The sequence below is a fragment of the Hymenobacter persicinus genome, assembly GCF_004167665.1.
In the GTDB taxonomy this organism is placed as follows: Bacteria; Bacteroidota; Bacteroidia; order Cytophagales; family Hymenobacteraceae; genus Hymenobacter; species Hymenobacter persicinus.
This window is the reverse complement of the sequence record NZ_SEWE01000002.1, coordinates 160,626-179,683: the sequence shown is the minus strand read 5'-3', so window position 1 is coordinate 179,683 and position 19,058 is coordinate 160,626. Positions and strand designations below refer to the sequence as shown.

The following is a 19,058-nucleotide window of genomic DNA, read 5'->3' as shown; positions in this document are numbered from 1 at the left end:
AGCCAGGTCTTTTCCTGTTTGTAGGCCACAAACCTTCCTGGATTGCCTTTCCGCGCCGCATTGCGGCTTTTTGTGCCTACGGGTACGCAGAACTGGTTAGGTAGGTTTATTGATTACAGTACGCTTCAGTGTCCATTTCTTAACACCCAAACGCATTGGCTACACCGAAAGCAAAGGCTTTGATGCAGAAAGCCGTCGAGCGAATCAACTTCGCCAAGATTAAGAAAGTTATCGAGTATCCGGATTTCCTGGACGTGCAGTTGCAGTCGTTCCAGGATTTCTTTCAGTTGGAAACGGCCGCCGAAAGCCGTACCGATGAGGGTTTGTTTAAGGTATTTGCCGAGAACTTCCCGATTTCGGACTCGCGCGAAAACTTCGTCCTGACCTTCCTGGATTACCACGTCGATCCGCCGAAATATTCGGTCGACGAGTGCATTGACCGCGGCCTGACCTATTCGGTGCCGCTGAAAGCCAAGCTGCGCCTGGTCTGCAACGACAAGGACAACGAGGATTTCGAAACGATTGAGCAGGAAGTGTTCTTGGGTAACATCCCGTACATGACCGAAAAAGGCTCGTTCGTTATCAACGGCGCCGAGCGGGTTATTGTCTCCCAGCTGCACCGCTCCCCGGGCGTGTTCTTCGCCCAGAGCAAGCACACCAACGGCACCAAGCTGTATTCGGCCCGTATCATTCCGTTTAAGGGCTCGTGGATCGAGTTTGCCACGGACGTGAACAACGTGATGTACGCCTACATCGACCGGAAGAAGAAGTTCCCGGTTACCACCCTGCTCCGCGCCATCGGCTACGGCACCGACAAAGACATCCTGGACCTGTTCGGGTTGTCGGAGGAAGTGAAGGCCGACAAGAAGGCTTTGAAGAAAGCCGTCGGCCGCAAGCTGGCCGCCCGGGTGCTGCGCACCTGGACGGAGGACTTCGTGGACGAGGACACCGGTGAGGTAGTTTCCATCGACCGCAACGAAGTGCTGCTGGAGCGTGACTCGACCATTCAGGAAGAGGACATCGACACCATCCTCGAAGCCGCCCCCAAGTCCATCATCCTGCACAAGGAGAATGTGAACATTGCGGACTTCGCCATCATCTATAACACGCTGCAGAAGGACAACTCCAACTCGGAGAAGGAGGCTGTCGAGCAGATCTACCGTCAGCTGCGGAACACCGAAGCGCCCGACGAAGAAACTGCCCGTGACATCATCCAGAAGCTGTTCTTCTCGGACAAGCGTTACGACCTCGGCGACGTAGGTCGCTACCGGATCAACAAGAAACTCGGCCTCGACAAGAACTGGGAAGCCCGCGTACTGACCAATGAGGACATCGTCCTGATCGTGAAGTACCTGATCGGCCTGATCAACTCGAAAGCCGTAGTCGATGATATTGACCACTTGAGCAACCGTCGGGTGCGCACCGTGGGTGAGCAGCTCTACGCCCAGTTCGGCGTGGGTCTGGCCCGTATGGCCCGCACCATCAAGGAGCGCATGAACGTGCGCGACAACGAGGACTTCAAGCCCGTTGACTTGATCAACGCCCGCACGCTCTCGTCGGTTATCAACTCTTTCTTCGGCACTAACCAGTTGTCGCAGTTCATGGACCAGACCAACCCGCTGGCCGAGGTGACGCACAAGCGTCGCGTATCGGCACTGGGGCCGGGAGGTCTGTCGCGCGAGCGGGCTGGTTTCGAAGTACGGGACGTTCACTACACCCACTACGGCCGCCTGTGCACCATCGAAACGCCGGAAGGACCGAACATCGGCCTGATTTCGTCGCTGTGCGTGCACGCCCGGGTCAACGGCATGGGCTTCATCGAAACGCCTTACCGCGCTGTAAAAGAAGGCAAGGTTGACGTGAGCCACGAGGTGAAATACCTCACCGCCGAGGAAGAAGATACCCACCACATTGCCCAGGCTAACGCCCGCATCGATGAGAAGGGTAACTTCATCAACGACCTCGTAAAAGGCCGTTTCGAAGGCGACTTCCCCGTAGTAGCTCCCCAGGAGTACACCTACATGGACGTGGCCCCGAACCAGATTGTATCGGTTGCTGCCTCGCTGATTCCGTTCCTGGAGCACGACGATGCCAACCGGGCCCTGATGGGTTCGAACATGCAACGTCAGGCCGTGCCGCTGCTCCGTCCCCAGGCTCCGATTGTGGGCACGGGTCTGGAAGGCCGTACCGCCATTGACTCTCGCGCCCTGGTGGTAGCGGAAGGCGACGGGGTTATTGACTACGTGGATGCCAACCGCATCGTGGTGAAGTACGACCTGACGGCCGACGATATCCTGGTAAGCTTCGACGCCGAGCGGGTTTCGTACGACCTGATCAAGTTCCGCCGCACCAACCAGGATACCTGCATCAACCTGACGCCGCTGGTCAAGAAAGGCCAGCGCGTAACCAAGGGTGAGCCGCTTTGCGAAGGCTACGGCACGAACAAAGGCGAGCTGGCCCTGGGCCGCAACATGCAGGTGGCCTTCATGCCGTGGCAGGGCTACAACTTCGAGGATGCTATTGTCATCTCGGAGCGTGTAGTGCGCGACGACATCTTCACCTCGATTCACATCGAGGAGTTCGAACTCGAAGTGCGCGAAACCAAGCGCGGCGAGGAAGAGCTGACCTCGGAAATTCCGAACGTGAGCGAAGAAGCCGTCCGCAACCTCGACGACAACGGTATCATCCGTCTGGGCGCTGAGGTGAAGGAAGGCGACATCCTGATCGGTAAGATTACGCCCAAGGGCGAAACTGACCCGACTCCGGAAGAGAAACTGCTCCGCGCCATCTTTGGTGACAAAGCCGGCGATGTGAAAGACGCTTCCCTCAAGGCGCCACCGTCCCTGCAAGGGGTGGTTATCGGTACCAAGCTTTTCTCGCGTCCGAAGAAAGATAAAAACCTGCGGGCCAAGTCGAAGAAGGAAGTAGAAGAGCTCAAGGATACCTACGCCAAGGAGCTGCGCGGCGTGCGCACCGTGATGGTCGAGAAGCTCGTGCAACTGCTGGAAGGCAAAACCTCCCAGGGCGTGAAGCACAAGTTCGGTGACGAGCTCATCTCGAAAGGGGTGAAGTTTGGCAAGAAGAACCTGTCCGAGGGCCTCTTCCCCGAGAAGAACCTCTATAAGGATGAGAGCAACTACGCCGTACCGGAGGAAGTCAACATCTTCAAGGATCTGATCCTGGAAGGCTGGACCGCCGACGAGAAAATCAACGGTATGGTGCTGCAGCTGGTGAAAAACTACGCAAAAAAGCGCAACACCATCACTGCCCGCTTCAAGCGCGACCGGTTCACGCTGGAGGTTGGCGACGAGCTGCCCGCCGGCATTGTGCAGCTGGCCAAAGTCTACATCGCCAAAAAGCGTAAGCTGAAGGTGGGGGATAAAATGGCTGGTCGTCACGGTAACAAAGGGGTGGTAGCCCGCATCGTGCGCGATGAGGACATGCCGTTCCTGGCTGATGGCACGCCGATGGACATTGTGCTGAACCCGCTGGGTGTACCAAGCCGGATGAACATCGGGCAGATCTACGAAACCGTACTGGGCTGGGCCGGCCTCAAGCTGGGCCGCACCTACGCTACCCCGATTTTCGACGGTGCCACCGAAGAGGAAGTGTCGAAGGAACTCACGGAAGCCGGGCTACCCACGTTCGGCCGCTCGTACCTGCACGACGGTCTGACCGGTCAGCAGTTCGACCAGCCCGTGACGGTTGGCGTTATCTACATGCTGAAGCTGGGTCACCTGGTGGACGACAAGATGCACGCCCGTTCGATCGGACCGTACTCCCTCATCACGCAGCAGCCGCTGGGTGGTAAGGCCCAGTTCGGTGGTCAGCGCTTTGGTGAAATGGAAGTATGGGCTCTGGAAGCTTTCGGCGCGTCGAACGTGCTGCAGGAAATCCTGACCGTGAAGTCGGATGACGTGGTGGGTCGGGCCAAGGCCTACGAAGCCATTGTCAAAGGCGACGTACTGCCCAAGCCGAATATCCCCGAGTCATTCAACGTACTCATCCACGAGTTGCGCGGTCTGGCCCTGGAAATCACGCTTGACTAAGGTTTGAAACAAGGAGTTGCTGACATGCAGATGTTGGCAACTCCTGTTTCAGTGCCTTTTACAATACATGCGGATCGGGCAACCGATGCTTACTGCCGCCGGCGTCGTTCCGAGATAAGGTCAGAACGAGACAACCCCCGGCTTAAGTTGACCGCAGCCGCCCGGACTTGCCAAAGTTCGAGCGTATTCATCCAGACCTAGCAAAATCTACTGCGCGGCGTACCTATCCGAACCGCAGAGCACTTTTCGCAGAGTCGAACTGTTACGTTCTTTCCGACTAGCCTTAAGGCCGGCGTATCTAACGGACAGCATAAAAAGCCAACAGCTAACAGCTTTCTACATGGCGTTTGCAAAAAACAAAAAACTGGTGCAGGACTTCTCGAAAGTCACCATCTCGCTGGCCTCGCCCGAATCCATCCTGGAGCGGTCGAACGGCGAAGTAGTGAAGCCCGAGACGATCAACTACCGGACGTACAAGCCCGAGATGGGCGGCTTGTTCTGCGAGCGGATTTTCGGTCCCGTGAAGGACTGGGAATGCCACTGCGGCAAATACAAGCGGATTCGCTACAAAGGCATCATCTGCGACCGGTGCGGCGTGGAGGTGACCGAGAAGAAAGTACGCCGCGAGCGGATGGGCCACATCGAACTGGTGGTGCCCGTAGCGCACATCTGGTACTTTAAGTCCCTGCCCAATAAAATCGGCTACCTGCTGGGCCTGCCCACTAAGAAGCTCGACCAGATTATCTATTACGAGCGGTACGTCGTTGTGCAGCCGGGCGCCCTCGCCGAAGAAGGCGTGCAGCAGCTCGACTTCCTGACCGAAGACGAATACCTCGACATCATCGACAAGCTCCCCCGGGAGAACCAGATGCTGCCCAACGAGGACCCCAACAAGTTCATCGCCCGCATGGGTGCCGATGCCTTGTACATGCTGCTGGAGCGCATCAACCTCGATGAGCTTTCGTACAGCCTGCGCGACTCGGCCGCCCACGAAACCTCGCAGCAGCGTAAGGCTGAGGCGTTGAAGCGCCTGCGCGTGGTGGAAGCTTTCCGTGACGCCGCCACCCGCGTGGAAAACAAGCCCGAGTGGATGGTAATCCGCATGGTGCCCGTGATTCCGCCGGAACTGCGCCCCCTCGTTCCGCTCGACGGTGGCCGTTTCGCTACCTCGGACTTGAACGACCTGTACCGCCGCGTCATCATCCGCAACAACCGCCTCAAGCGCCTGATTGAAATCAAGGCGCCCGAGGTGATTCTGCGCAACGAGAAGCGCATGCTGCAGGAAGCCGTGGATTCGCTGTTCGACAACTCGCGGAAAGTAAACGCCGTGCGCGCCGAAGGCAACCGCGCCCTGAAGTCGCTGTCCGATATGCTGAAAGGCAAACAGGGCCGCTTCCGTCAGAACCTGCTCGGTAAGCGCGTCGACTACTCCGGTCGTTCGGTTATCGTGGTAGGCCCGGAGCTGAAGCTGCACGAGTGCGGTCTGCCCAAGAACATGGCGGCCGAGCTGTTCAAGCCGTTCATCATCCGCAAGCTCATCGAGCGCGGCATCGTGAAGACGGTGAAGTCGGCCAAGAAAATCGTGGACCGCAAGGACGCCGTGGTATGGGACATCCTGGAAAACGTGCTGAAAGGCCACCCCGTGCTGCTCAACCGGGCTCCAACCCTGCACCGCTTGGGTATCCAGGCGTTCCAGCCCCGTCTGATCGAGGGCAAGGCTATCCAGCTGCACCCGCTGGTTTGTACGGCCTTCAACGCTGACTTTGACGGTGACCAGATGGCTGTGCACGTGCCCCTCGGGCCGGCCGCTATCCTGGAAGCATCCATGCTCATGCTGGCCTCGCACAACATCCTGAACCCGGCCAACGGCGCACCCATTGCTGTACCGTCGCAGGACATGGTTCTGGGTCTGTACTATGTCACTAAAGGCAAGCGCAGCACCGAAAACGAGAAAATCGACGGTGAGGACATGACGTTCTATTCCGACGAGGAAGTCGTTATTGCCATCAACGAAGGAGTTCTGTCGAAGCACGCCTACATCAAGGTGCGCACGATGGTCCGCGATGAGCAGGATAATCTGGTGCCGAAAATCATCGAAACCGTAGCCGGCCGCGTGCTCTTCAACCAGCTCGTGCCGACCGAAGTCGGTTTCGTAGATGAGCTGCTGACTAAGAAGAAGCTCCAGCAGATCATTTCGATGGTGTTCAAGCGCACCGGCATGGCCCGCACTGCGCAGGTCCTCGACGACATCAAGACGCTGGGCTTCCAGTCGGCCTACAAAGGTGGTCTGTCGATGGGTCTGGGCGACATCCAGATTCCGAAGGAGAAGGATGCGCTGGTACTGCAGGCGCAGAACGACGTGAAGGCCGTTACTCAGAACTACCAGATGGGTCTGATTACCGACAACGAGCGTTACAACCAGGTTATCGACATCTGGACCCGCATCAACAACCAAATCACTGAAACCCTCATGGGTCGCCTCGAAAAGGAGAACCAGGGCTTCAACTCGATTTACATGATGATGCACTCCGGTGCCCGCGGTTCGCGCGAGCAGATCCGTCAGCTCGGCGGTATGCGGGGTCTGATGGCCAAGCCGCAGAAGTCGCTCCAGGGTTCGGTAGGCGAGATTATCGAAAACCCGATTCTGTCCAACTTCAAAGAAGGCCTGGACGTAATCGAGTACTTCATTTCGACCCACGGTGCCCGGAAAGGCCTGGCCGATACGGCTCTGAAGACGGCTGACGCCGGCTACCTGACCCGTCGTCTGGTGGACGTGTCGCAGGACGTGATTGTAAACGAAACCGACTGCGGTACGCTGCGTGGTATCGAAACCTTCGCCCTGAAAGACAACGAGGACATCGTGGAGCCCCTGGCCGAGCGTATCCTGGGCCGCGTGGCCGTACACGATATCATCGATCCGCTCACGGACGAGGTTATCCTTACTGCCGGCGACGAAATCACCGAGGACATCACCCGCCGCGTGGATGCTACCAGCATTGAGTCGGTGGAAATCCGCTCGGTACTGACCTGCGAGTCGAAGCGCGGTATTTGCGCCAAGTGCTACGGCCGGAACCTGTCGTCGGGCCGCATGGTCCAGAAAGGCGAAGCCGTTGGTGTTATTGCCGCTCAGTCGATCGGGGAGCCCGGTACCCAGCTCACGCTGCGTACCTTCCACGTAGGTGGTACGGCCTCTAACATTGCCGTTGAAGCCAACATCAAGGCCAAGTTCAACGGGGTAGTCGAGTTCGAAGACATTCGGACCGTGGACTCCGTGAACGCCGAAGGTGAGAAGGTGAAAGTGGTAATGGGTCGCTCGGGCGAAATTCGTATCGTGGAGAAAGGCACCGGCAAGGTGTTTATCTCGAACCACGTACCGTACGGATCGTTTCTGCTCGTTGACGAAGGTCAGGAAGTGGAGAAAGGCCAAGAGCTCAACAACTGGGACCCCTACAACGCCGTTATTTTGGCCGAGTTTGATGGTACCGTTGTCTACGATGCCATTACGGAAGGCGTGACCTACCGTGAGGAGTCGGATGAGCAGACGGGTCACCGCGAGAAGGTGATTATCGAATCGCGCGACAAAGCCCAGAACCCGTCCATCATTGTGAAGGCCGGCAAAAAGGACATCGAGGAAGGTCAGCGCGCCTATAGCATTCCCGTGGGCTCGCACATCAGCGTCGAGAACAACGAGAAAATCAAGGCTGGTCAGATTCTGGCCAAGATTCCTCGGGCCGTGGGCAAAACCCGCGACATCACCGGCGGTCTGCCCCGCGTTACGGAGCTTTTCGAAGCCCGGAACCCCTCGAATCCGGCCGTTGTGTCGGAAATCGACGGTGTGGTAACCTATGGTACCGTGAAGCGTGGTAACCGTGAAATCTTCGTCGAGTCGAAAGACGGCGTGAAGAAGAAGTACATGGTGCCGCTGTCGAAGCACATTCTGGTGCAGGACAACGACTTCATCCGGGCCGGTATGCCGCTGTCCGACGGTGCCATCACGCCTTCCGACATCCTGAGCATTCAGGGTCCGGGCGCCGTGCAGGAGTACCTCGTGAATGAGATTCAGGAAGTATACCGCTTGCAAGGGGTAAAAATCAACGACAAGCACATCGAGGTGGTAGTTCGCCAGATGATGCAGAAAGTGGTTATCCTCGATGCCGGCGACACGACGTTCCTGGAGCATCAGGTAATCGACAAGATTATCTTCATGGAGGAAAACGATACCATCATCGACATGAAGGTGGTAACGGACGCCGGCGACTCGACCGTGCTCAAGCCCGGCCAGATCGTGAGTGCCCGCAAGCTCCGCGACGAGAACAGCAGCCTGAAACGCCGTGACCTGCGCCTCGTGCAGGTGCGCGACGCTCAGCCTTCGGTCTCGCGTCCGACCCTGCAGGGTATCACCCAGGCCTCGCTCGGCACCCAGTCGTTTATCTCGGCCGCTTCGTTCCAGGAGACGACCAAGGTTCTGTCGGAAGCTGCCATCCGTGGCAAGGCCGACGAACTGCTGGGCCTGAAGGAAAACGTAATCGTCGGGCACCTCATCCCGGCCGGTACCGGTCTGCGCGAATACACGCGGCAGGTGGTCGGCTCGAAAGAGGAACTCGAAGCGCAGCAGGCCGCCAAAGCCGAGGCCCCGGAAACGGGTCCGAAGCGGGCCCCGCGAGCCAGCAAGCGCGAAGTCTCGGCCGAGTAATCAGCCGTGAGCTTGTAATGAAAAAGCCGACTGGGGGAACCCGGTCGGCTTTTTCTTTGCAGTCGATAGAGAGTGTTTGCGTAAATGCTATGAAAGGACCTGAAAACCGATGGTGGAATGCCTTTCTGTATTTCCTGAAAGGGTTGAGTCTACTGTTCAACTTTATCGAGCGCATCGATAGGTGGGGGCAAACTGCAATAGCTCGTACAGCTCACAAAACACTGCAGGTTGTAATACTGCTCTTCTTATTACTGCCAGGGGTATGGGCAATTTGTTGCATATTCGGAGCCTTATCAATCGTAACGGATGAGCCCAGTGCGTTTGGCTATGCGATTCTATTGCCAGGAATTTTTCTGGGCGGATTAGGAATAATACTGCTACCACTTTTGGTGCCGCTAGCTCTGATAGTAAGCTATAAAGCAATGAAGACACTACTGTTTTACATGGACCGCAAATAAAAAGCAGTTGTTAACCCAACTTTCACTGAATGGAACCCAACGACCCAAAAACTGACCCGAACGCCATCAACATTGAGCTGTCGGAAGAAATTGCCGAGGGCGAGTACGCCAACCTGGCCATGATTGCGCACAGCAGCAGCGAGTTCGTCATCGACTTTATCCGCCTGATGCCGGGCCTGCCCAAGGCCAAGGTCAAGGCCCGCATTGTCGTCACGCCCGAGCACGCCAAGCGCCTGCTCTCGGCGCTGTCCGACAATATCGAGCGGTTTGAGCAGAGCTTTGGCACCATCAAGCAGCAGCCCGACTCGCCGAGCTACCCGATGAACTTCGGCGGCACGATGGGGGAGGCGTAAGCGCCCCGCAGCAGCCCCGCTTAAGAAAAGGCCTCCGACTTCGCGTCGGGGGCCTTTTGCGTTATCGGGAGCGGGTAGTGGTCGGTGTAGCCGGCGGCATTCGGGCGCCCCCGGGGTTGGCTAAAACAAACTATTTCAACTCGTTTGCTATTTCGGCGGGACTTCTATACCTTTGCAAGCCTAATTTTTTGGGAGAGAACCCTCCTTGACAAACCATTCCGTAAATGCCTACCATTAACCAGTTAGTACGAAAAGGCCGCGAGAAGCTGACGACGAAGTCGAAGTCGCCGGCCCTTGACTCGTGCCCGCAGCGCCGTGGCGTATGCACCCGTGTGTACACCACCACGCCTAAGAAGCCGAACTCGGCCATGCGCAAAGTGGCTCGTGTGCGTCTCACCAACGGCAAAGAGGTTAACGCCTACATCCCGGGTGAAGGTCACAACCTGCAGGAGCACAGCATCGTGCTGATCCGTGGTGGCCGGGTAAAAGATTTGCCCGGTGTTCGTTACCACATCATCCGTGGCGCTCTGGACACCGCCGGTGTAAACGGCCGTACCCAGCGTCGTTCGAAGTATGGTGCCAAGCGTCCGAAGCCAGGCCAAGTGGCTGCTACGGGCAAAGGCGGCAAACCAGCTCCCGGCAAGAAAAAGTAATTGATACGAGTGGAGTCGGGCCCCGCGTTGGATAGCACATGGTTCTTATCCCGCGGCTCCCGGCATCCTGCTCACATCTGAACTCATGAGAAAGTCAAAACCAAAGAAGCGCATCCTCCTGCCCGACCCCAAGTTCAAGGAGACGCTGGTAACCCGTTTCGTCAACTACATGATGTATGACGGAAAGAAAAACCTTGCCTACGGCATTTTCTACGACGCCTGCGAAATCGTAGAGCAGCGCACGAAAGAAAACGGCCTGGAAATGTGGCGCAAGGCTCTGAACAACGTGATGCCAACCGTAGAAGTGAAGAGCCGCCGCGTAGGTGGTGCTACCTTCCAGGTGCCGATCGAAGTTCGTCCCGACCGTCGTATTTCGGTTGGTGCCAAGTGGATGATTCAGTACGCTCGTCGTCGTGGGGAGAAAACCATGAAGGACAAGCTGGCTGGCGAAATCATTGCTGCCGCTAAAGGTGAAGGTGCTTCGGTTAAGAAGAAGGACGACACCCACCGCATGGCTGAGGCCAACAAGGCCTTCTCGCACTTCCGCTTCTAACTAAATGAGTGCTTCAGTGAATGAGTAGCCCCGGGTTTTGGTTAAGGCCCTAGCTCGACAGTTGCTCAAACGCTAATCACACATTCACTCATTCAAATAGACATGGCTGTTAATAAAGAACTGCAATACCTCCGGAATATCGGGATTATGGCGCACATCGATGCTGGTAAAACTACCACGTCGGAGCGCATTCTCTACTATACCGGTAAAACCCACAAAATCGGGGACGTGCACGAAGGTGCCGCCACGATGGACTGGATGGAGCAGGAGCAGGAGCGTGGTATCACCATCACTTCGGCTGCTACGACCACTTTCTGGAACTACCCTACCGACGCACAGGGCGACCCAACCCCAGAGACCAAGCAGTACAAGATCAACCTCATTGATACCCCCGGCCACGTTGACTTCACGGTAGAAGTAGAACGTTCGCTGCGCGTACTCGATGGTGCCGTTGCTCTGTTCTGCGCCGTTTCGGGCGTGGAGCCCCAGTCGGAAACCGTATGGCGTCAGGCTGACAAGTACAAGGTGCCCCGCATCTGCTTCGTCAACAAGATGGACCGTGCCGGTGCTGACTTCTTCAAGGCAGTAGCTGAGATTAAAGATAAGTTGGGGGCTAACCCCGTACCGCTGCAGATTCCAATCGGCGCCGAAGACACCTTTAAGGGTGTAGTCGATCTGCTGACGGGTAAGGCCATCGTATGGGACGACGCTACCCAAGGCAAATCGTACCACGAAATCCCGGTTCCCGAGGATCTGGTGGACACGGTGGCCGAGTGGCGCCAGAAGCTGGTAGAAAGCGTTGCCGAGTATGACGACGCCCTGCTGGAGAAATTCTTCGACAACCCCGACTCCATCACCCGCGACGAAATGATGGTCGTTATCCGCAAAGCGGTTATCGACATGAAGTTCTCGCCCGTAATGTGCGGTTCGGCGTTCAAAAACAAAGGTGTGCAGTCCATGCTGGACGGTGTAATGGCGTACCTGCCGTCGCCGCTCGACATGCCGCCCATCATCGGTACCAACCCCGACACGGGCGAGGAAATTGAGCGTCACCCCGACAACTCGGAGCCCTTCACCGCCCTGGCCTTCAAGATTGCTACCGACCCCTTCGTAGGTCGTCTGTGCTTCTTCCGCTGCTACAGCGGTGTACTGGACGCTGGTTCGTACGTGCACAACAACCGCACGAACAAGAAGGAGCGTATCTCGCGTCTGATGCAGATGCACTCCAACAAGCAGAACCCAATCGACAAGATCCAGGCCGGTGACATTGCTGCCGGCGTTGGCTTCAAGGACATCAAAACCGGTGACACGCTGACCGACGAGAAGTCGCGCGTGGTACTGGAGTCGATGAGCTTCCCTGAGCCCGTAATCGGCTACGCCATTGAGCCTAAAACTCAGGCCGACGTTGATAAAATGGGTATGGCCATTGCCAAGCTCGTGGAAGAAGACCCCACGCTGGTGGTACAGACGGACCCCGAAACGGGCCAGACCGTACTCAAAGGCATGGGTGAGCTCCACCTTGAAATCATCATCGACCGGATGCGTCGGGAGTTCAAGGTAGAAATCAACCAGGGTGCTCCTCAGGTAGCTTATAAAGAGGTCCTGACCAAAACGGTTGAACACCGCGAGACCTACAAGAAGCAAACCGGTGGTCGGGGTAAATTCGGTGATATCCAGTTCGAACTGGGCCCGAAAGAAACCGATCCGGAGAAACCAGGTCTGGAGTTCGTGAATGCCATCACCGGCGGTGTAATTCCTCGCGAATTCATTGCTCCCGTTCAGAAAGGCTTCGAAGAAGCAATGAAGAACGGCCCGCTGGCAGGCTTCCCCATCGAAGGCATGCGCGTGCGTCTGTTCTTCGGTTCCTACCACGACGTTGACTCGGACGCCCTGTCGTTCGAACTCGCAGCTCGTGGTGGCTTCCGCGAAGCTGGCAAGAAAGCCGGTCCGAAGCTGCTCGAGCCTATCATGGCCGTTGAAGTGGTTTCGCCCGACGAGTACACGGGTTCGGTAACCGGTGACCTGAACCGTCGCCGCGGTATCATGAAGGGTATGGACACGAAAGGTGGTGCCAACGTTATCAAGGCTGACGTTCCGCTGTCGGAGCTGTTTGGCTACGTAACCACGCTGCGTACGATTTCGTCGGGTCGCGCTTCGGCGTCGCTCACGTTCTCGCACTACGATCAGGTGCCGCAGAACTTGGCTGAAGCAATCATCGCTAAGCAAAAGGGCAACGCCATCCGCTAATCCGCTTTCACTCAAAATCACATGAATCAGAAAATTCGCATCAAACTCAAATCCTACGACCACAACCTGGTGGACAAATCGTCGGAGAAGATTGTGAAGGCGGTGAAGGCTACGGGCGCTATCGTAAGCGGCCCAATTCCCTTGCCGACCGTCAAGGAAAAATTCACCGTGCTCCGTTCGCCCCACGTGAACAAGAAAGCCCGGGAGCAATTCCAGCTCTGCACCTACAAGCGCCTCGTAGACATCTACTCGACTTCGTCAAAGACGGTAGATGCCCTGATGAAGCTGGAACTGCCCAGCGGCGTTGACGTAGAAATCAAAGTCTGAGGACCGATTTCACCCGTTAATTAGGATAAACACCCCACTGGTTTCAAAGCCGGTGGGGTGTTTTTTTAACTATCCTTCCCAACTTAGCGCTTTCATTTCCCTCTGAATGGCGTCCACTCTGGCTTCTACCTTCACTCTTGCTCGGCTGCATTATGCGGCCACGGCATTCTGTGCCCTGATTATTGCGGGCCTGTTCGTAGCCAACTACATTCGGATTCTGCCCAGCATCGGTATTGTTGGGCTTAGCGTGACGGCTCTCACGTACTCGGTTGTGCACAAGCGGGTGGCTAACCGGAAGCACTGGCCGGTGTTTGGGGCTTTCATCGTCATCTACCTAATCCACGTGCTGAGCGGCCTGAATGTGAAGCCGCCTAACTTGCCCGACTACTGGCGCGACGTAGTGCTGCAATTGCCGCTGCTGCTGCTGCCGCTGGCGTTTTGGCTGCTACCGGCGCTGCCCGCCCGACAACTGCAAAACCTGTGGCTGCTCTTCATTGGGTGCGTGGTAGCAGCAGCATTGGTGAGCACCGGGTACTATCTGCTGCACCTGGAAGAGGTCAACGAAATGTATCTGCATTCGAAGATCATGCCCACGGAACCCGACCATATCCGCTTCAGCCTAATGGTGACGTTGGCGGTGGGCGCGGCGGTGGTGCTGTTGTCGTGGGGTAACAACCCGTCCGGGCAGCACCGACTTTTGCTGGCTACCGCAGTGCTACTGGCTTTGTTCCAGCACATGCTGGCCGTACGCAGCGGCTTGGTTACCTTCTATGCGGTAGGAGGGGTGCTGTTCGTGTGGCTGGTGCTGCGTACCAAACAGTACCGGCAAGCCATATACTTGGCCGGCATCCTGCTGGTGCTGCCTATGGTCAGCTACCAGCTATTCCCCACGTTTCGCAACAAGTTCACCAATACCAAGGAGGACTTGGGCAAGGTCGATGACACCAAGGCGGCCAACACCTATTCGCTCGTAGCCCGCGTGTACTCCTATAAAGCGGCCTGGGAAATTATCAAGCAGCATCCGCTCGTCGGGGTAAGCAAAGCCGACATGAAGGACGAAATGGCCCAGCAGTTCCGGAAGAATTACCCCGGGATTGATAAGGAGTCGTACCTGCTGCCCCACAACCAGTTTATCTACGACCTAGTGGCATTCGGCTTTCTAGGTACGCTGCTCTTTACCATCTGCTTTTTCTACCCGGCGCTGTGGGCTGCCCCGCGGTTCACGCCCCTGCTCGTGGCCCAGTACACCCTGGTCACGCTTTCCTTTCTGGTAGAGTACACCCTCGAGACCCAAATCGGCCTCACCTTCTCGTTGTTCTTCCTGCTGCTGACCATCAATGCCCTGCTGAAGCCGGAGCAGCCGGAGCAGGAGTGGCGCCCGGCTTAGCCCGGAGTAGAACACTACAGTTTTGCACTTTGCAGGAGCCGGACCGTCGGCAACACGCCAGCCGTGACTTGGCCGCCGTTCCACTTTTGCGCGCCGGAAATACTGGAGCCGTAGTGAAAGGGCTGATGGCCAGGAAATAGCTGCCAAAAAGAGCCAACTGCGTGACCCTGAAAATATTTCAGAGGGCCGTTAGATTTTTGTCCTACAATTTCCTAGCTTTGCACTCCAATTCCGAAAACGTCATTTGGGCGTTTTCTTTTTGCGTCTTTCATAAAATCTAACAGAATGCCTGGCATCATCGGTAAAAAAATCGGTATGACAAGCCTCTTCACTCCGGACGGGAAAAACATTCCCTGCACGCTCATCGAGGCGGGTCCGTGCGTAGTGACGCAGGTTAAGACAGTCGCCAACGACGGGTACACCGCCGTTCAGGTTGGCTACGGCGAGAAAAAAGTGAAGAACACGACCAAAGCTCTGGCTGGTCACTTCGCTAAAGCCGGTACCACTCCCAAGAAAAAGCTGGTTGAATTCCGCCTCGACGCGGAGTCTACCTACGCTGCAGGCGCCACCATCGACGCGAGCCTCTTCGCTGAAGGCGAGTTCGTGGACGTAGTAGGCACCTCGAAAGGTAAAGGCTTCCAGGGCGTAGTAAAGCGCTACAACTTCGCTGGTGTCGGCGGGCAGACCCACGGTCAGCACAACCGTCTGCGTCACCCCGGTTCGATCGGTGCTTGCTCCTGGCCTTCGCGCGTATTCAAAGGAATGCGCATGGCCGGCCGCATGGGCGGTGACCGTGTAAAAGTGCAGAACCTGAAGGTAATGCGCGTGGTAGCCGACAAGAACCTCATCCTAGTGAGCGGTTCGATTCCCGGTGCCAAGAATTCTTACGTGGTACTCGAGAAATAGACGATTACGATGGAACTCGCAGTATATAGCATCAAAGGCGAAGACACCGGCCGCAAGGTTACCCTGTCTGACGCCATCTTCGGCCTCGAGCCGAATGAGCACGTGATGTACCTCGACGTGAAGCAGTACTTGGCCAACCAGCGCCAGGGCACGCACAAGTCGAAGCAGCGCAACGAGGTGCACGGCACCACGAAGAAGCTCAAGAAACAAAAAGGTACGGGCGGTGCCCGTGCCGGCAGCATGAAGTCGCCCGTGTTCATCGGTGGTGGCCGCGTATTCGGCCCCGAGCCCCGCGACTACGGCTTCAAGCTCAACAAAAAGACCAAGCGCCTGGCTCGTCTGTCCGCTCTGTCGGTACTGGCCCAGGATGGCAAAATTGCTCTGGTAGAGAACATCTCGCTGAGCGCTCCTAAAACGAAAGATTTCCTCTCGATCCTGTCGGGTCTGAAGCTGAACAACGGCAAGAAAACCCTGCTCGTGACCGGCGAAATCGACAAGAACGTGGTGCTGTCGGCTCGTAACATTCAGAAAGTAACCGTGGCTACGCCCGTTGCCCTGAATACGCACGACCTGCTCAACACGGACACGCTGCTGCTGTCGGAAGACGGGTTGAAATCTTTGGAACAACTCTATACTACCGCTGAGTAATGAGCACGCTGAAGAAACCCATCGTGACCGAAAAGGCCACCGCCCTGAACGAAAAAGGTCAGTACGCTTTCGAAGTAGAGCGCACGGCCAACAAGGTTCAGATCAAAAAGGAAATCGAGGCGCTGTACGGCGTGACGGTAACGGGCATTAGCACGATCCGCACCAACGGCAAATTGAAGTCGAAATTCACCAAGGGCGGCTCCGTTTCGGGTCGTCGTCCTCACGGGAAAAAGGCTATTGTAACTGTGAAAGAAGGCGACGTAATCGACTTCTATAGCGGTATCTAAGTCGGGCAACCGACGCAACGCGCATTTTAAAATAAAATGGCACTCAAAAAACTAAGACCAACATCACCGGGTCAGCGCTTCCGCATCGCCCCGGCCTTCGACGAGATTACGACGTCGAAGCCGGAGAAGTCGCTGTTGGCACCCATGGAAAAATCCGGTGGCCGCAACAACGCGGGTAAAATGACCAACCGCTACATCGGCGGTGGTCACAAGCAAAAGTATCGGGTCATCGACTTCAAGCGTGACAAAGCTGGGGTTCCAGCCACGGTGAAGACGATTGAGTACGATCCAAACCGCACGGCGCGCATCGCGCTGCTGCACTACGCCGACGGCGAAAAGCGCTACATCATCGCGCCCGCCGGTCTGGCCGTAGACACGGTTATCGTATCGGGTCCCGGTGTTGCTCCCGAAGTTGGCAACGCGCTGACGCTGCGTGAAATCCCCCTGGGTACCATCCTGCACAACATCGAGCTGATGCCCGGTAATGGTGCAGCCATGGCTCGCTCGGCTGGCACCTACGCTCAGCTCGTCGCCCGCGAAGACAAGTACGCCACTCTGAAACTGCCTTCCGGCGAGATGCGCATGGTCCTGGTGACCTGCATGGCTACGGTTGGTACCGTTTCGAACGGCGACCACATGAACGTTCGTCTCGGCAAAGCCGGTCGTAACCGTTGGATGGGCCGTCGCCCACGTGTTCGTGGTGTTGCCATGAACCCAGTGGATCACCCCATGGGTGGTGGTGAAGGCAAGTCGTCGGGTGGTCACCCACGCAGCCGTAACGGTATCTTCTCGAAAGGCCAGAAGACCCGTAACAAGAACAAGTACTCCGAGCAGCTCATCGTTAACCGTAAAGGCAAGAGATAATCAATGGCACGTTCACTAAAAAAAGGGCCGTACATTGACTTTCGGCTCGAGAAGAAAGTAACCGCAATGGAAGGTTCCGGCAAGAAAGCCGTTATCAAGACCTGGTCGCGCCGCTCCATGATTTCCCCGGATTTCGTGACGCACACTTTCGCGGTTCACAACGGTAATAAGTTCATCCCGGTTTTCGTCACGGAAAACATGGTAGGTCACAAGCTCGGTGAGTTTGCTCCTACCCGCAACTTCCGCGGCCACGTAGCCAAGAAAGATAAAGGCAAGCGCTAAGATGGAAGCAAGAGCTAAACTCAATAACGTGCCTACCTCCCCGCGCAAGATGCGGTTGGTAGCCAACATGGTTCGCGGTCAGAAAGTGACCCGCGCCCTGGGCTTGCTGAAATTCGAAGCCAACTCGGGTGCTGAGCGGATCGAAAAACTGCTCCTGTCGGCTCTGGCCAACTGGCAGCAGAAAAACGAAGACGAGCGTATCGAAGATGCTAATCTCTACATCAAGGAGATTTTCGTCGACGAAGGCCGCCAGCTGAAGCGCCTGCGTCCCGCCCCTCAGGGTCGTGGTCACCGCATCCGCAAGCGCAGCAACCACGTGACGCTGGTCATTGATTCGAAAGTAGAACCCTTGGGTAGCAAAGCTGCTGCTCAACAGGCTGCTGAGACCAAAGATACCGCCGCCACGGCTGACGCTAAGCCCAAGACTCGTCGCAGCTCGGCTAAGAAATCAACTGAAACGAAGGCAGAAGCCACCGCATAAGCACTATGGGACAGAAAGTAAATCCGGTTGGCTTCCGCCTGGGCGTCATCAAAGGATGGGACTCGAACTGGTACGGCGGCAAGGACTTTGCCGACAAGCTGGTTGAGGACGAAAAAATCCGCAAATACATCATGGCTCGGATTCCGAAAGGTGGCATTAGCCGCATCGTAATCGAGCGTACGCTGAAGCGCATCACCATCACCATTAATACCGCTCGTCCGGGCGTGGTTATCGGTAAAGGCGGCGCCGAGGTAGATAAGATCAAAGACGAGCTGAAGCAGATCACCAGCAAGGACGTTCAGATCAACATCTTCGAAATCAAGCGCCCTGAACTGGACGCGAAATTGGTAGGCGAGAGCATTGCTCAGCAGCTCCAGGCTCGTATCTCCTTCCGTCGCGCCATGAAGATGTCGATTCAGGCCGCCATGCGCGTAGGTGCTGAAGGCATCAAGATTCAGTGTGGTGGTCGTCTGGGTGGCGCTGAAATTGCCCGCTCCGAGCAGTACAAAGAGGGCCGCACTCCGCTGCACACCCTGCGTGCTGACATCGACTACGCTCTGTCGGAAGCTCAGACGGTATATGGCAAGATCGGCATCAAGGTGTGGATCATGCGTGGCGAGGTGTTCGGCAAGCCCGACCTGTCGCCAAACCAAGTACCGGCTAACCAAGGCAACGACACCCGCGGCGGCAACGACCGTGGCCCACGCGGTGAGCGTGGCGACCGTGGTGGTGACCGTGGCCCGCGTCGTAACGACCGGGGCGGCAACGACCGTGGTGGTGAGCGTGGCGGTGACCGGGGCCGTGGCCCAGGTGCTGGTGGCCAGAACCGCGGTGGTGGTGCAGGTGCACCCCGTCGCTAACTTTTCTCTC

Annotated in this window: 15 protein-coding genes; all 15 read left to right on the top strand. The window is 56.8% G+C overall.

Annotated elements, in window-relative coordinates; genetic code table 11:
- Positions 1-182: 182 nt before the first annotated feature.
- The 15 genes from rpoB (at position 183) to rpsC (ending at position 19,048) form a co-directional block, all read left to right on the top strand.
- Positions 183-4,049 carry a DNA-directed RNA polymerase subunit beta gene (gene rpoB, locus EWM57_RS01485; protein ID WP_129919352.1) on the top strand — a complete coding sequence of 1,289 codons (3,867 nt, stop codon included), beginning with the start codon at positions 183-185 and terminating at the stop codon, positions 4,047-4,049.
- A 340-nt stretch (positions 4,050-4,389) separates the two neighbouring features.
- A complete protein-coding gene (gene rpoC, locus EWM57_RS01480) occupies positions 4,390-8,742 on the top strand; it encodes a DNA-directed RNA polymerase subunit beta' (protein WP_129919351.1) in 4,353 nt (1,450 codons plus the stop codon).
- Between the two features lie 487 nt (positions 8,743-9,229).
- Positions 9,230-9,553 (top strand): DUF3467 domain-containing protein, encoded by a 324-nt coding sequence (locus EWM57_RS01475; protein ID WP_129919350.1) that lies wholly within the window; start codon positions 9,230-9,232, stop codon positions 9,551-9,553.
- A gap of 224 nt (positions 9,554-9,777) precedes the next feature.
- Positions 9,778-10,206, top strand: a complete 429-nt coding sequence (rpsL, locus tag EWM57_RS01470; RefSeq protein WP_129919349.1) for a 30S ribosomal protein S12 — start codon at positions 9,778-9,780, stop codon at positions 10,204-10,206.
- Positions 10,207-10,291: 85 nt separating this feature from the next.
- Positions 10,292-10,759: a 30S ribosomal protein S7 gene (gene rpsG / locus EWM57_RS01465; protein WP_073107096.1), complete on the top strand. Its 468-nt coding sequence runs from the start codon at positions 10,292-10,294 to the stop codon at positions 10,757-10,759.
- A 102-nt stretch (positions 10,760-10,861) separates the two neighbouring features.
- A complete protein-coding gene (gene fusA / locus EWM57_RS01460) occupies positions 10,862-13,006 on the top strand; it encodes an elongation factor G (protein WP_129919348.1) in 2,145 nt (714 codons plus the stop codon).
- A 21-nt stretch (positions 13,007-13,027) separates the two neighbouring features.
- Positions 13,028-13,333, top strand: coding sequence for a 30S ribosomal protein S10 (rpsJ, locus tag EWM57_RS01455; RefSeq protein ID WP_073107090.1), 306 nt, complete (start codon positions 13,028-13,030; stop codon positions 13,331-13,333).
- A gap of 106 nt (positions 13,334-13,439) precedes the next feature.
- Positions 13,440-14,720 carry an O-antigen ligase family protein gene (locus EWM57_RS01450; RefSeq protein ID WP_129919347.1) on the top strand — a complete coding sequence of 427 codons (1,281 nt, stop codon included), beginning with the start codon at positions 13,440-13,442 and terminating at the stop codon, positions 14,718-14,720.
- 285 nt (positions 14,721-15,005) lie between these two features.
- Positions 15,006-15,626, top strand: a complete 621-nt coding sequence (gene rplC, locus EWM57_RS01445) for a 50S ribosomal protein L3 (protein WP_129919346.1) — start codon at positions 15,006-15,008, stop codon at positions 15,624-15,626.
- A 9-nt stretch (positions 15,627-15,635) separates the two neighbouring features.
- Complete coding sequence (rplD, locus tag EWM57_RS01440) at positions 15,636-16,274, top strand: 50S ribosomal protein L4 (RefSeq protein ID WP_129919345.1); 639 nt, start codon at positions 15,636-15,638, stop codon at positions 16,272-16,274.
- A complete protein-coding gene (gene rplW, locus EWM57_RS01435; RefSeq protein WP_129919344.1) occupies positions 16,274-16,561 on the top strand; it encodes a 50S ribosomal protein L23 in 288 nt (95 codons plus the stop codon). Before rplD ends, rplW begins: the two co-directional genes overlap by 1 nt.
- Before the next feature lie 36 nt (positions 16,562-16,597).
- The gene (gene rplB, locus EWM57_RS01430) at positions 16,598-17,425 is read left to right on the top strand and encodes a 50S ribosomal protein L2 (protein ID WP_129919343.1); all 828 of its coding nucleotides are present in this window, start codon (positions 16,598-16,600) and stop codon (positions 17,423-17,425) included.
- Between the two features lie 3 nt (positions 17,426-17,428).
- On the top strand, positions 17,429-17,707 hold the full coding sequence (rpsS, locus tag EWM57_RS01425; protein WP_129919342.1) for a 30S ribosomal protein S19: 279 nt from the start codon (positions 17,429-17,431) through the stop codon (positions 17,705-17,707).
- A 1-nt stretch (position 17,708) separates the two neighbouring features.
- Complete coding sequence (gene rplV, locus EWM57_RS01420; RefSeq protein WP_129919341.1) at positions 17,709-18,188, top strand: 50S ribosomal protein L22; 480 nt, start codon at positions 17,709-17,711, stop codon at positions 18,186-18,188.
- A gap of 5 nt (positions 18,189-18,193) precedes the next feature.
- Positions 18,194-19,048, top strand: coding sequence for a 30S ribosomal protein S3 (gene rpsC, locus EWM57_RS01415; protein WP_129919340.1), 855 nt, complete (start codon positions 18,194-18,196; stop codon positions 19,046-19,048).
- Positions 19,049-19,058: the final 10 nt, after the last annotated feature.